General features: G+C 38.1%; 7 protein-coding genes. All 7 read right to left on the bottom strand.

Going from position 1 to position 15,175, the window contains the following annotated elements; translation table 11 throughout:
- The coding region (locus C240_RS14330; RefSeq protein WP_271497202.1) for a DUF916 and DUF3324 domain-containing protein at positions 1–761 on the bottom strand (761 nt) is incomplete at its 3' end.
- A gap of 173 nt (positions 762–934) precedes the next feature.
- Positions 935–1,735 carry a WxL domain-containing protein gene (locus tag C240_RS14325; RefSeq protein ID WP_271497200.1) on the bottom strand — a complete coding sequence of 267 codons (801 nt, stop codon included), beginning with the start codon at positions 1,733–1,735 and terminating at the stop codon, positions 935–937.
- A 69-nt stretch (positions 1,736–1,804) separates the two neighbouring features.
- On the bottom strand, positions 1,805–2,170 hold the full coding sequence (locus C240_RS14320) for a hypothetical protein (protein ID WP_271497198.1): 366 nt from the start codon (positions 2,168–2,170) through the stop codon (positions 1,805–1,807).
- 12 nt (positions 2,171–2,182) lie between these two features.
- Positions 2,183–4,780 (bottom strand): BspA family leucine-rich repeat surface protein, encoded by a 2,598-nt coding sequence (locus C240_RS14315; protein WP_271497196.1) that lies wholly within the window; start codon positions 4,778–4,780, stop codon positions 2,183–2,185.
- 153 nt (positions 4,781–4,933) lie between these two features.
- Positions 4,934–6,940, bottom strand: coding sequence for a SpaH/EbpB family LPXTG-anchored major pilin (locus C240_RS14310; protein WP_271497194.1), 2,007 nt, complete (start codon positions 6,938–6,940; stop codon positions 4,934–4,936).
- A gap of 138 nt (positions 6,941–7,078) precedes the next feature.
- Complete coding sequence (locus C240_RS14305; RefSeq protein WP_271497192.1) at positions 7,079–13,282, bottom strand: MSCRAMM family protein; 6,204 nt, start codon at positions 13,280–13,282, stop codon at positions 7,079–7,081.
- A 247-nt stretch (positions 13,283–13,529) separates the two neighbouring features.
- Positions 13,530–15,047, bottom strand: a complete 1,518-nt coding sequence (locus C240_RS14300) for a helix-turn-helix domain-containing protein (protein ID WP_271497190.1) — start codon at positions 15,045–15,047, stop codon at positions 13,530–13,532.
- Positions 15,048–15,175: the final 128 nt, after the last annotated feature.

Genomic DNA, 15,175 nt, shown 5'->3' with positions numbered 1-15,175 from the left:
TAATAGAAATTAGAGTTTGGCGCCATGCGCAGCCCTTCTCTGGTTTCTTCATATAATATCGTTGAACTCCCTTGTTTCATTACTTGTGCGGTAACCGTTAGGTCATTCATTTCTACTGCTTCGGGATTTTGTAATTGGGCTTCAAACGCATTATGGTAATTGACTTGCCCTCCGCGTGCTTCTAACAGTTTTAAATCTGGTTGAAGTGCCACATCTGTTTCCGTCAATTTTACCCCAACCACATAAGAAAAGACATTCCGAACGCCCATCCCTTGTTGGTCAGATAATTCTGCTTCTTCTTTCCCTTGTTCCTTAAAGTATAGACCACCTAGAATCATGCCATTGTATTCTGTTTCTGGCATCGTTAGATCGATCGTGACATTCTTCGTTTCGTTCCCCTTTAGATCAACCGACTCTGGTAGTTCAGCGACAGTTTGGAAAGGGTAAGTCAAGCTGGTATCCAATGTAGGCTCTAAATCTTTATATTCAATAACTCCATTCAAATTCGTCACCGCCGTCGTCGCATACATGTCTACTGTGATCGCTTGATCCGATGTATTGGTTAGTTCCACTTCAATCGATTGTTTTTGGTTTGGTTTCATTCGTAAATCAAAATAACCTAACGCGTTGTTTTGTTGGTTTTCTGGAAATATAGAGGTGACCGTAAAGTTTAATTCACCAGCAAACACTTGGGTAGGACCTGACACGAATCCGATGAATACAATGATAAAAAATAGCCCCAAATAGTGTATCTTCTTCACTGCTATTTTCCTCCTCTCTCTCTTTTCTGTTGTTTTTAGAGATAAACTTTGTTCTCCCCATCTAAACAATTACTGATTTCTCTTTATCTCGATCTTTTCTACAGATTCTCTAGTATAGAAGGAAGAAGACCGCTCATTGAACGATCTTCTTCTATACTATCGTTTTCGTTGGTTTAAATCGTTGATTCCATTGTCCACTCTAAATCAGAGGTATACGTCGTATTTTGAATAGACAATCCTGATGGAAGCGTTAATTGAACGCCAGAATTATACGTCACAGTATCCCCACTCTCATCTTTTTCTCCTGTTGTTGTACTAGACGTTGATCCAAACACAATCGAGTTAATGCTTAACGCATTATACGGATCATTTTCAGGTTTTGTATAGGTTCCTACTGTCACACTGCTTCCAGGCGTTAACGTATAGGATGCCGCTGGTGTTTTTGCCGCATTTCCTAATTGATTATTAATGACCACATTGTTTAGATTCATTTGAGCACCAGGTAAGACACTCTTAGAGGCACCCGCTGCGGTAAACTCAGTCGCTTTCACACTGACTTTCCAAGTCGCCGCTTCTGGACTATTATCCACTTGGACAAAGTTGGGTATGGCTTTATCTTTATTGTCCGCATCTTTAAACACAGGAGCAATCGCATCATACGTTGCCGCTTTCGTAATCTGGTAGGTATGTTCCCCAAATTCGAAATCTGGATAGTAAACCATTGAAGCAGTCTCGTCGCCAACTTCTGGTTTCACTTCCGGTGGTGTTACAGGTGCAACAGGCGCTGGATTTACTGTACCTGGATCTACAACTTCGGCGCTTCCTCCTGGTAAAACTGTTTTCTTCAACGTCACGGTTCCTTCTGAATCGCCTTGTGCTGTTGTCGCGGTTACTGCTTGTGCACTAACCCCACTTAGGGCAATCGCCGTTAAACTGATAATTCCTGTCATAGTAACTAATGTGGATGTTTTCATAACTAATTTCTCCTCTACTTGTTTATTTTAGTGTAAGATAACCGCCATAATTGACGGGTAAAACCAATCTTATTTTCGACGACGATAGACTTGATAAGCAACTCCGATAATCAAGAGTAAGCCTAACCCGAGCCACCAACCATTATTTGCGCGTTCACCCATACTTGGTAAGAGCTTTGAACCATTCACAATCCCTTTTCCGCTTGGGCTATTGTCTTCGATTGGAACATTTGGCAGCTCTTTTACCGGTTCCGAAGGGGTCGTTGGCTCAGGTACTGGTTCACTCGTCGTCGGTGGTTCTTCTTTGACTTTCAAAGTAATGCCTGCTTTACTACCGTTACTAGCTATTCCTTCCGCTTGAACTACTTTTCCTCCAAACATACATAGGATGAGGGTAGCGAACAACATAAGTAAGGTCTTTTTCTGTTTTTTCATTGTCTCTTCCTCCTATGATGTTGGGACAGATTCTACACTAAATTCAATGATGGATGTGTAATCTCCCGTTGGATAAAACCCAAAGGCATCAAAATCTAAATAAAATCCGGCATCGGCACTCCAGCCAATCGCTTGGTCTGTCACTTTATCAGGTGAAATGGTACTTTGATAAATCGGTACACTATTAACGGCATCTAAGGTATATACGGGTTTGTCCGCAGCCGCTTTAAATTTCAATACTGAATCTAAAGTTTGATCTTTCTTATTGGTGAAAGGTTCAGCCAAACGAGCGGTCAGTTGCCATTGATTTCGCAAGGAATTCGCCCGTTGGTCTGTCACTTTAATCGCCCAATCTGAATCTTCACGAAGTGATTTCGTTTGTTTGGACACAGGAACATTCGTTTCTTTGAATGCCATAACTGCTGGTACCATGATTGAAAGATCTCCTGCCGTTTGCCAAGTATAGGTTCCAGGGTTAGAACCATCATAGTCGGTCATAAAGACAGTACTACTCTCATAAGAAACGGCTGGTAATACTGGAATTGTTCGCTCCCAACCTCCTGTGTATTCTTCTAAAGTGGAATCAATAGCTGGTAGTTTAACTGTGCTATTAAAAATAGAATTTGAACCCAATATTAAAGTATTTAGACTTGTATTACCAGCGAACATGTTACTCATATTTGTTACTTTTATAGTATTCCAATTACTCAGATCAAGTGTTGTCAGATTTGTGTTTGAGAATAGCATATACATATTCGTTACTTTTGATGTATCCCACTTTCCAACATCTACTTCTACTAAGCTTGACATATCACGAAATACACTACCCATAATTGTCACATTCGAGGTATCCCAATCGCTTACATTGACTGATGTTAGGTTTGATGCCCCCCAGAAAATACCAGTCAGAACGGTTACATTTGATATATCCCACTCACTGACATCTAAGCTTAGTAGACTTGATGTCCCTCGGAACATCGATTCCATGTTTGTCGTAGCTTTTGTATCTAATAAACCCGAAATTCGAACAAGATTCGTAAACTGAGCCCCTCCTCCAGCAACAAAACCGCTAAATAGGTAGTTACTTTTTTCTGGTGAAAAGACATTATCTTGTAAAATAATTTCTTTCACGGCTGTTTTATTTATCTTATCTTTTGTATCAAGAAAAACCGAGTTTGGTTTGGCTTCTAATGTTCCCGAAGAAACAGTGAGAATCCCGGTTGTGCGATCAAATAAAACTGGAGACGTACCCCAAGAAGAGTCAATCACGACCGTTTCCCATTCATACGTTCCTGGCATAGAGCCATCATAGTTTAGCATAAAATCAGCACTACTTGTATACACAGAGGCTGGCTTTTCTGGAACAACTCGGTCCCAACCTCCTGTGTATACACCACCTGCTTTATTCACATCTGGTAAGTTTACTGTGCTATTAAAAATAGAATTACTACCTAATGTGAGTGTATTTAGCTTAGTCGTTCCTGTAAACATATTCGACATACTCGTAACTTTTGATGTGTTCCAGCTTCTTACATCTAAATTTGTTAGATTTGAGGCATTTTGAAACATTGAATCCATTTCGGTTACCTTACTAGTATCCCATTCACTTACATCTACAAGCGTTAAATTTTTTGTGTCATTAAACATCCGGGTCATTTTTTTTACATTTGATGTATCCCACTTACTGATGTCCACATTTGTTAGATTAGCAGCCCCTCTAAATACGCCTGACATTGTTGTTACTTTCGACGTATTCCATTTACTTACATCTACTGACGTTATACCTTTCGCATTATAAAACGTTCCTTGCATATTCGTTACCTTTGATGTATTCCACTTGCTCACATCTAAATTGGACGTTCTAGTATTAGCAAAAGTTGATTCCATACTTGTTACACTCGACGTATCCCAGTTACTCACATCAATAACCGATAAACTTGTAGCACTAGCAAATACATAAGACATATCAATTACTTTTGATGTATTCCACTTACTAGTATCTAAGCTTGTCAGACTTGAGGTGTTTGAAACCATGCGAGACATAGTAGTTACGTTCATAGTATTTAGATTTCCTGATATAGTAACTAAATTATCAAACCCAATCATTTTATCTCCACTTGCAAAATTTGTACTTCCTGCAAATAGATATCCAGAATTACTGGGTGCAACCACGCCATTATTCAAAATAATTTTTTTTACATCTATTTTTGCAATTTTATCATTGCTATCTAAAAAATCTGATGTAGGTCTAGCTGCCAATGTTCCCGATGACACCGTTAACGTACCTGTCGTTGTATCAAAACTAACAGGTGCTGTACCCCAGGCGGAGGTCACTATCGCTCTAGGACTAGCCTCTACACTAGATTCTGGCAAATGATTCAATACATCTTCAGATGACACCATCGTGCTGTCATTAATTGTCTCTTCCTCCAACACAATATCTACACTTTCTTCTGGTAAAATAACTGGTGCTTCAGTCGTATCTAACCATTCTATTCCAGATTCTTCTTCAGCTGCTTTAATAGATTCTGTTGACTGTTTCATTACAATGCCCAAACCGATCATTCCAACTAGACTTAGACTGAAGAATATCTTTTTTCGTTGATTCATAATAAGGAGTTCACTCCTTTCATTTCTTTATTCTCAGTTTCTTTTTACAAAAAATGCTCAGTCCAACCGATCTATTTCCAGATCGATTGAACATAAGCATTTTGGCTTGCTTCTTTCCGGCCAAAATGACGAGAAATACTTGTATTTAACTGATTACGCGTTTTTACCTTTACGTAATTTGTATGCGCCACCCATTAATAATAGACCTGCAACCAAGAAGATAATCGTTCCCATGCCACCTGTAATCGGCATACCAGGTGTTTTCTTGTTTGGTACATTGATTGCTGGGTTGTCATAAATTGGACGTCCATTCGCATCTGTTCCTGTTTGCTCACCTGGTACAGTGAACTTCACATCATTTTTCAATGGAACATAACCATTGGGTGCTTTTGTTTCTTCCAAAGCATAATCATGAATTTGGTTGCCTAAGAAATCAATTTGTGCTGGGTTTGTTTCTGATTCTTTGTAGAACACCCAGTTTTCATGTCCTTCTGCATCTAAAATTGCTTGGATTTCTGCTTCAATATCTGCCGCAGTTGTTGTTGATGTACGTGGGTTTGCTGCTACGTAAACATATTCTTGTGTCACCGTTTTTTCTGGTTGATAGACACTACCGTCGCCTGTTAATAATGGTCCTTGTACGGCGAAAATGTATTGTTTGCTGTAGTTTACTTCGTTCGTATACGCTAAACCATCTACTGTAAATTTACCATCAGCTCCTGATGTAACTGGTGTTGCTTCATTTTTGTCGGCTGTCCAACGAACCACACGTCCGTTTTCGATGACCGCATAAATTTCTTCACCCGCTGGTAATTCTACTTTATTACCATCAGCATCAACTGTTTTGATTGGTTGTTTGGGTGTATCTTTGACGATAAATTCTGCTCCTTGTAATGGTGCTTTTGTATCCGCATCTGTTTTTACAAAGTCTTTCTTCCCAAAAATTGTATTGACAACTTCTGTTGGTTTTCCTGGTCCATAAACTGGATCTTCTGGTCCTGGTGTGTAAGGTTTTTCTGGATCAACTGGTTTTGTTCCGTTGTTTCCTGGTTTGTTTTCAAAACCTAATTCACCATCATTGGGAATAGCTACATTTGAATTCGCTTTTTCGTTAACCATTACTTCAAATGGTAACTCGATGTAATCGCCTTGTTCTAAATCGGTTAATTTTGCGATTCCTTCCGCTGTGAACGCCCAGTAAATATATTGATCTTTTCCAGCTTCACTTGTCTTACCTGTACGGATTAAGACATCATTTCCAGCTGGTGTATTTTCTGCTGTGATTGATGGGTCATCTGTAATATATGAGTTGAATTCTTTTTTCACTGTGCCGTCTTTACTCTTCAATGTGACTGTTCCTAAAGACTCCGCATGTGGTGTGTCACCTAGTAAGCTTAAACGCTCATCCAATGGATCATACACTTCTAAACGGTTAAAACTTGCTAAATCATCAGGTAGATCCGTGATTTTTAATGTATATTGTACGCGATCACCAGTGCTATGCGTTGGCTTGTCGATTTCTTTTTCAATTTCCGGTTCACCAGAGGCATAGTTTTTCACGTATAAGTTGACATCGTAGTTATAGTTTTTCAAACTTGTTTCTGGTGTTCCTGTTGGTACGTTCACAATCACGGGTGCCGCAGCTTTATCCACGGTATCCGGTTTGCTTGTTTCTACCACTAACCAACGGTTGTTGTCTAATTCAGTGGTATCTACAGGTAAATTCGGGAAAGTAACAGTTCCGTCTGCTTTCGTCGTTCCTTCATGTTTTTCTAAGCCCACTGGTAAGTTGGCAATGAAATCTTCGGCTTCTGCTTGTGTAATGTGGCCATTACTATCTTCTAACGCATTGACTTGTGCATCGGTTAAGCGTCCGACAACGGTAAAACCTACTCCTGCCAAAGGTTGACCCCCAATCGCAGCGCCACCATTGGCATTGTTTCCAGTAGCTGTTCCGTCTCCTTGGAATTCATCATCGTCGCCTACTGTACCAGGCTCTCGATAATTTGGGTTTAACAATTTATGAATCGTTAAACTCCCTGTATTTTCAATATTCATTTCTTTCGCTTGCGCCTGTACAAATCCGGTAACGGATGACAGGATCAAGGGTAGGGCTAAAGCTAAAGTAAGTATAAGGTTTTTCAACTTTGATTTGCTCATATGTTCTTCCTTCTTTCTTCGTATGTTTGGGTGTGAAACTATATAAAGTATTCATTTGAATACTGAATAACTATTGTTAGGCAGATTCATTTACCGCTATATTTGTTTAACAGTAAATGAATCGTTATAGCCTAGATATTACATTACTTTTTTCTTTTTAAGTTGGAAATTATAGGCAACGCCAATCGCTGTTGCTCCAGCAATCAGTAAACCGATAATCCCAACACTTCCGGTAATTGGCATGGATGATTTACGGTTAATCATCACTAAACTCAGTTGCAGTTGCGTATTGTTCCATTCATAATCCTTGCCTTCTTCCAACTGTTTTCCATTGTAGTAAACTTCTAAAATACCATCTGGATCTTCATCGGTTCGTAAGATAAAGGTATATGGTGTTTTATTGATGAAATAATCATCGGGTGCTTTGGTTTCGGTTAAGGTATATTCCACATCTGGCTCTAGATCTTTGAAATTAAAGATCCCTTTATCACCGGTTGAAACTTGTGGTTGTCCTGATCCATCGGAAGGTACTAACGTGAACTCGGCGCCATCCAAACGGACTTCATTGTCATTGACCTTAAGCAATTCCAATTCGTAGTTATTAATAAATTTATAGTTGACTTTCTTGATTTCAGTTATAGGTCGACCATTGATATCTGTAATTTCTGTAGGCTGGATAATAAATTCCTCAGAATAAACATCATCGGGCAGTAAATATCCCTCTGGTGCCTTGACCTCTTTAAAACGTCCTTTTTGATTTAAGCCTTCACCTATGTGGTAAATATCATAGATCGTTTCATCATCCAATAGGATCTCGCCATTTTCATTCGTTGTAAAGATGACTGGCTTTCCTTGGTTATCACTATACGTGTACCAACCATCATCATCTCTATCCGTATATTCCAATTCAAATTCTGCACCAGCTAAACCTTTACTTTGATCTCGACCATCTACTTTTTTCAAGATCAATTCACGATCTGATAAACGGCTATTTGTTTTCTCAACATATTCTGGAGAAAAACCTGATGCACTAAGAACAAATGGCTTCGTATAAGGATCGTCCGGCAACTCATAACCTGGTGGTGCCTTAATCTCACGCAATCGATACGTCCCATTTGCAAGCCCATAATTCTCAATATCTTGATCATTCAGATAGATACTGCCTGGAACGTCTAACTCCCAGTAATCATCAAAGTACGACTTCGTAGTAAACCTAATAGGATCAGTTTGCTTATCGTTCACCACTTCCCAAGTATTTGGACGAACTTCTTTCTCTAATTCAAAAACTGCTCCATTTAACCCATTATCATATGGCGCACCATTGCGATCATCTACTTTATGAAACTCAAACGAACGTCCATTGTACTGGTTCACATGTTGAATGATTGGTGGATTCGGTATACCATTTTGGACTGTAAAGGTTTTGGTATCCTGTTCTAAAATTTCATACCCATCTGGTGCTTCAATTTCCCGCCAGAAGTACACTCCGTCTTCCATTTCTTTCAAATCATCCCGATCAATAATAATTTCTCCATTTTCATCAGTCCAATCATCAGGCCTATAGTCATCACGGATATATCGTTCTGGCGTCCCCGTTGCTCCTGGACCAGGGTATTTATACAGATGAAATTTGGCACCTTTAACTGGTTTGCCAGTTTGATCAACTTTCTTCAACATGAAGCCACTTATTTTATAGTTTTTCTTCACTATTCGATTCGGAGTCACTCCCGTATCACTTACGGTGAACATTTCAGTAAATGGATCGTCGGGTATCTCATAACCTTCTGGTGCTACCACTTCTTTCAGTTTGTAATTACCATTCTCCATGTATTGTATCTCATATTTTTCATCAAAAGGATATTCTCCATTAGAATCCGTTTCGAAGGTTCTATAAGCGAAAAAGTCGTAAAGTTGGTACTCTCCATTTTCATCCTCTTTGTATAGCTGAAATTCAGCGCCTTCTAATGCCATATTGGAAAAACCATCGACTTTTTTCAAGGTCATTTCTCTATCTTTGGGAATTGCATGGTTCTCTTTTAATACATAATCAGGTGTTGCTCCATCCGCAGTGATTGTGATCGTTTCAGTATACGGATTCGCAGGCATTTCATATCCGCTTGGTGGGGTAACTTCTTTAAATGCTATATAGATTGGGTAATCTGATCCCAGACTGCTGATTTCTTGTTCAGTCAATGCGATTGACCCGTTACTATTGGTTGTTTTGTTACTTATGCCTGTCGGCTTCCATGTATCAGATCCTGCATCATATCTTTCAATCTCAAATACGGCACCCGGTAAGGCTTTATCAGTAGTATCGTCTTCTTTTTTCAAGGTTACTGCTCGATCAACCGGATCAACTGGATCTTCTGGCTTTTCATTTTCAACCACAACCATAACAGTTGATGAATTTTCTTCACCAAGAGTAAATTCTTTTGAAAACTCATCTCCTATACCTCCAGGAGCTTCATTAGCCGATAATGGACTTGGTGCTTGCGGATCTTTATAACCTTCAGGTGCTTCTATTTCACGGAAACGATATTTTTGGTCGTTTTCTCCACCTTGAAATTTTAGTAAGTCATCAATCAACTCTTCATCTTCAATCACTGCGACACCATTTTGTGTGGTGAATTGTTGATCGCTGAATGCTGACCATTGATTGTCTTTACGTAGGGATTGGATAATAAATGTTGCTTCACCATCCGTGATTAAGTTCCCAGTTGTTTTATCGCGTTTTTCGACTTGAATAATTGTCTGATCATTCTGCTCTTTTTTGTTCTTCATTGCTAGTACGACATGGATTGGTTCATCTGACAATGGTGAGCCTTTTAAGGTATCCATTGGAATATCTTTAGCAAAATCATTAGCTGAAAGATCATTCGCACTGTCCTTCTGACCAGATTTAGTTGGATATGGGTCAACCCAGCCCTCCGGTGTACTTATTTCTCTAAATCTCATGCCACTAACATCAGGCTTTTCATTCAATTCAATCATGTGGTCGATTAATCCAGGATAGGTTGTATCATTTATGATAATTTGCCCATTTTCATCAGTTACTAGCGGTTGTTTATTTACCCCTGTGTCAACTGGACCCCATTCATTAAAAAATGTGTTTCTGTTTTGGATGATAAAGACAACACCAGGAATTGGTTCCCCTGTTCCCTCATCTGTTTTCGTTAGTGTCAACTCTCTAGGTGGTGCTTTAATATTAGATATACGAACTTCTACAGGAATTTCAATATTTGCTTCTGTAATTTCAAATGGATATTGGCTATCATCTAAGAAATAACCACTTGGTGCTTTCGTTTCTACAAAATAGTATTCTCCAAATGGCAAATCTGAAATAATTAGTATTCCTTCACTATTCGTTTTTTCATTTGTGTACAAAGGTTTGGCTTCACCTTTTCTATAAAGAGAGAATTCAGCATGTTCTAATCCTTGCTTGTCATCTTTACTATCATGTTTATACAATTTAACTGATCCTGTCGGGACATTCTCTTTAACATTCGGTGCCGGTACGTTAACTGTCACGTTAGCAGAAGCATTCTCTTCCGTAATAGAAAATTCAAAACGGTTTGCTTCACCTTCTGGCAAAGTATAGCCATTTGGCGCTTTTGTTTCCACAAAATAGTAATCTCCTAATGGTAAATTAGGCACTAAGAGTTTTCCTTGCTCATTAGTCTCTAAATCTGAGCGATACGGTGTACTCTCTCCTTCTTTATAAAGATCGAATTTCGCACCTGCTAACGTTATATTCGTATTTTGAACATCAAACTTTACTAATTCTGCATTTCCCAAAATAACCTTTTTTGTATTTGTAACAGAATACGCAAAGTCTGTCTTGGTATTATTCATCAAATCATCCATATTTATTTCTGCTGAAAAATCTTTTCCTGCATCTTTTTCTTCTAACAAAACATCCTTATTAAATCCCGGATCTGGATAACCTTCGGGTGCTTGTATTTCTCTAAAGCGATATCCTTTGATATAAATATCTTTACCGTCAATTTTGATCGCGGTATTATAGTCTTTGATTAATTGATCAATCACTCCTGGGTATGTTTCTTCATTGATGACAATTTGTCCTCTACTATCTGTGACAAATTCCTTATTGATTTCTCCCGTTACATTATAGTTTGAAGCCCATGTATATGGATTAGCGGCAAACATATTATACGGTTGAATAATAAAGACAGCACCCTCCAATGGGTCCATTGTATCTTTGTCAAATTTCGTTAAGACAATTTCTTTCTTCAACTTTTCGTTTTTAACAGAAAAACTCAACACTAGATTATTCTCATCCCATTTATAATCCTGTCCTGCAACGAGTGTTTTCGTGCCTTCTTTGACCGACAACTTGCCATTGGCATCCATTACAATTGTGTACGATTCTTCTTTTTTCTGATACCCTTCTGGTGCTTTTGTTTCTGTTAGTGTATAGGTTACTTCTGGTTCCAGACCTTCAAATGTGAATTTTCCATTTGAATTTATAGCTGGTATTATATCATCACCATTATCACTCTCTAAATTGAATAACGCACCAGCTAATGGATTACCTTTTCCGTCTGTTTTTTCAATTTCTAAATTATAATCAGAATCAGTAAATACAGAGACCGAAGTCATACGTTGATATTCTTGTCGCATCGTGAACACAGCTTTCTTCTGACCTGTTCCATCATAAAGCGCATCAAAACCTAAATCAGAATTCCAAAAGTCGGAAGTGTTTTTACGAATAACAATCTCCACTTCTCCTTCTTCAATAGAGGTATTTGCCTTCACTGATAGCTTATCTTCAATCACTCCTGTAGTAGTTTCCACTCCAATCAATGTTACTTTATCTAACCCCTTTGACTCTTCAAAATCTACATAATGAATAAATTTTTGTTGACTCGTTGGAATTTTAAAAGTCTCGAGTGTCTCACCCACTTTCATTTTTTTCGGTGTTCTATTAACGTAATCAAAGTTTTTAAACTCTTCAATCATTTCTTCAATTGCATTAATTCCTGCAGTCATGTTGGTGTTCTTACTACCACCACTACTAGTAATGTCACTATAATCCATATTCAATACATACCCAGGATTTAGATTATTTTTAGCAGCTATGACCCATGCACGAAGTTGCCCAGCATATAGATAATATTTTTGTTGATCCATCTGCGCTGAATTTCCGCCAAAAACAATAGGTATATTAGGTGTTGTTGGTCCTGGTATTACCTGTGTTCCTGGTCCAACACCCTGACCGTATTCCTCCGCAAGCATTGCAGCCATATGCAGTCCATATTGCAAGTCCTCAGCTGCATCGAATCCAATGTAATCTTCCAAATCAGATTTTTGACCATTTCCTTTAACTAAGGAATGTAGAACATCTATACATACCGCTATTTGATCTGGGTAATATAATCCACCATTTGATGGTTTATCAGTCATACCAAAGAAATAGTACGGTATTCCGGTATCGCCTGGCCGTGTTCCCACATAGTTTGGACTCTTGGAAAGTATACTATCCATATTAAACCTTGCACTGTAACCTAGAAAATAAGCATAATCTTCCCAATGCTCTGCTGGCGATACACCATACAATGTAGGAGGATTTAATCCATATTCTTCTGCATTAGCTAACCAATCAAAAGCTCCTTCTTGATGAGGGAGAATAGTAACGGGGTACCCATCCTCTGGTAGAAGTTCATCTGAAAATCTATCCTCACTATTTTCAATCACTAAACGTGCTTCAGTTATCTTGTCTCGATCAGTATATGCCATCTCTTCTTTTAATCGAACAAGAGGTTTGAAATGAAGCTCAGTTCCTCCCTCTCCAACATCTAAATTGGCATCTTCATCAAATCGAAACTCAAAGGATGTATCACCAGAAAAACTCTTGGAAACAGTACCGACCTTCTCTTGATTTAACATTATAGTTGACTCTTCACTTGGTAATGCATCTAAATACTTGTTAGGAAAATTATATACAAATGTGTTACCGCGTAATTGATTGAAATTTCCTGTTAAAAAAAACGTCAAATCTAAAAAGAAGGGAACTCCAATCACCGATTGGGTAATTGGTTCGTTCATAAAATCCATAGGTACTACATTTACTAAGGAGATATTCGACGCTATTGCAAGTGCTTTTTCATCTAAATGTGCCTGTTTCTCATCCGCATTATTCGAAATACTAGTTATCGATGGATTAACTGGAAACACGATTCTTTCTATAGTATTAGCATCATTATTTACTTCTTCTTTTGCAGACAATAAACTTTTGCTAGCCAACATAGTACTTGATAACCCAACAATCATAATAAGTATTATTCCTGCGAGCCAAGAAAATAGTTTATGTTTTTTGTTCATCTCTTTTTCCTTTCTATTTGTTTTTTTCACTTCATGAGTTAATTCTTCCGTTCATTCATTAGCACTGCTGACTCTGAGCGTTGGCTCTCTTTCGTTTCTCTTCTACTTTCATAGAATTCCTCCGATCTCAATGGTATATTTTTTTATTATCAACGTATTTCTGTTATATTCAGAAATAACTGGAACATCTTTTTTTATGTATCTTTTCGTTTGACAGATACAGTGCACATTTAACAGTTTTGTTCAATTAGGACTCTTGCCATTTTCGTCTACTAATCCGAGACAACTCTTTATAAAAGCGATCGGTATTCTCTGCCGAATAGCTTTTCCAATAAAACATAGGGGCTGAGAACGAGTCGCTGAGTAATTTTTTGGTAAAACCAGTATCACTAACTACCAAATCGGTATCCTCATTTATCACGTTTTCTAACGTGATATTAAATGTTCTTCTGGGGGTCGCTGCTAATAATTCCTCCGATAAGTACGGCCTGTTACCACTACTCATCAAGTAAATGTGAATCATTGGTTTATACCGCAACCAATCGATTTGAGTTAATAGAACTTGTGTATACTCTTCCTTCAATAACAATCGTTGATGATCCGGTACAAAACCACTGTGATCATATAAGAAGCTAGAAACTGTTTCAAGTATCTTTCGAATTGTCCCTTGTTCTTCTTTTCGTTTGGATAATGGCTGAACCGAATAGACTTTATCTAAATAGAATTGTCGATAGGCAATCAAATAGAACTGATATTCCACGTTTAATTGTTCTTCTATAGTTAATGGCTTCCGTAATTCCCGCTCAATTTCCATCAATAAATCAACACCCAGTTTAAATAAAGAATGTTCTTGTTTTCCAGAAAGCTGATAAAAAAAGTGTGGTGTTTTTTGAACCAGAGATAGGTTGTTATTTAGTAATAACAACGTAAAAATCACTTGATTCTCCATTCGTTGTTCTCTTTCTTCCAGTGTAGGATCTAGTTCCAACATAAATTGACTGCCTTCTTTTAAAAATTGGTGAAAATCCACCGTGTCTTCTATGTATAGCCACTTTTTTTGATCCTCAGTTGGAAAGAGTTTATCCGTCTGATCTCTCCTTGAAAAAGAAACTGCAATTAAGTATAAAGCTGAAATATCGTTCACTACATTGCTTGTATACACAAACTGAGAAGCAATCATGACTGCATAGCGTTGAACTTCAGCTAAGCTAACACACGAAAAGAACCACTCTTTACTACCATACGACTGGGCAAGGAAATTTGCCGCAAACAAACGAATCCCCCATTCATTCCCCTCTAAGTGCAATCGTTTTTTCATCGAAAGAACAATGTTAAGGGAGGTCAATTCTTTGTTCAAGGTATCCACCACTCGTCTTAATGTCGACTTAGAAACGTGGTATTGCTCTGTCGCTTCTTCTACTGTTAAGTATTGTCCAAAAATAACATCCTTTAACAACAGAAAGGGAACAGATTCATTTAGATACTGTAGCAACAAGTAATCAAACGCCGTCACTTCTTGTACATTTAATTGATAGTACTTCTGAGCATATGCTCGCTCTTGTATCAGCTGTAGTTTATCCGTCAGTCGAATCTCAAGAATATCGTCATTTATTTCTTTAAATAGCCCCACCACTGTACCATATGACGTTTCTAACTCTTCAAGTAGTTGTGCTAGTGACACTCGCCCTTCTGGAGCCGCAAGCAATTGTTTTAGCAGTGTATATTTCAGTTGCTGCTTCTTTCCTAAAAATTGTTCAATGTTCATTGCTCATCCCCTCTTCTTTCTATATAATCAAAAGTAATATGTTCGATTGCATCGACCTGTTTATCTCGCTATTTTTTACTTTGTATCAACACATCAAAAAATCTCTTTGTATAATGTATGTTATGTTA

It is taken from the genome of Enterococcus sp. 5H, assembly GCF_028128615.1.
Classification (GTDB): domain Bacteria; phylum Bacillota; class Bacilli; order Lactobacillales; family Enterococcaceae; genus Enterococcus_L.
Note: the sequence above shows the minus strand (reverse complement) of the source record. Positions and strands in the feature narration are given on the sequence as shown.

What these genes read in the sequence shown, in the direction of transcription:
- C240_RS14325 (WP_271497200.1), bottom strand. Translation starts at nt 1,735, where the DNA reads ATGAAAACATCCACATTAGTTACTATGACAGGAATTATCAGTTTAACG.
- C240_RS14320 (WP_271497198.1), bottom strand. Translation starts at nt 2,170, where the DNA reads ATGAAAAAACAGAAAAAGACCTTACTTATGTTGTTCGCTACCCTCATC.
- C240_RS14315 (WP_271497196.1), bottom strand. Translation starts at nt 4,780, where the DNA reads ATGAATCAACGAAAAAAGATATTCTTCAGTCTAAGTCTAGTTGGAATG.
- C240_RS14310 (WP_271497194.1), bottom strand. Translation starts at nt 6,940, where the DNA reads ATGAGCAAATCAAAGTTGAAAAACCTTATACTTACTTTAGCTTTAGCC.
- C240_RS14305 (WP_271497192.1), bottom strand. Translation starts at nt 13,282, where the DNA reads ATGAACAAAAAACATAAACTATTTTCTTGGCTCGCAGGAATAATACTT.
- C240_RS14300 (WP_271497190.1), bottom strand. Translation starts at nt 15,047, where the DNA reads ATGAACATTGAACAATTTTTAGGAAAGAAGCAGCAACTGAAATATACA.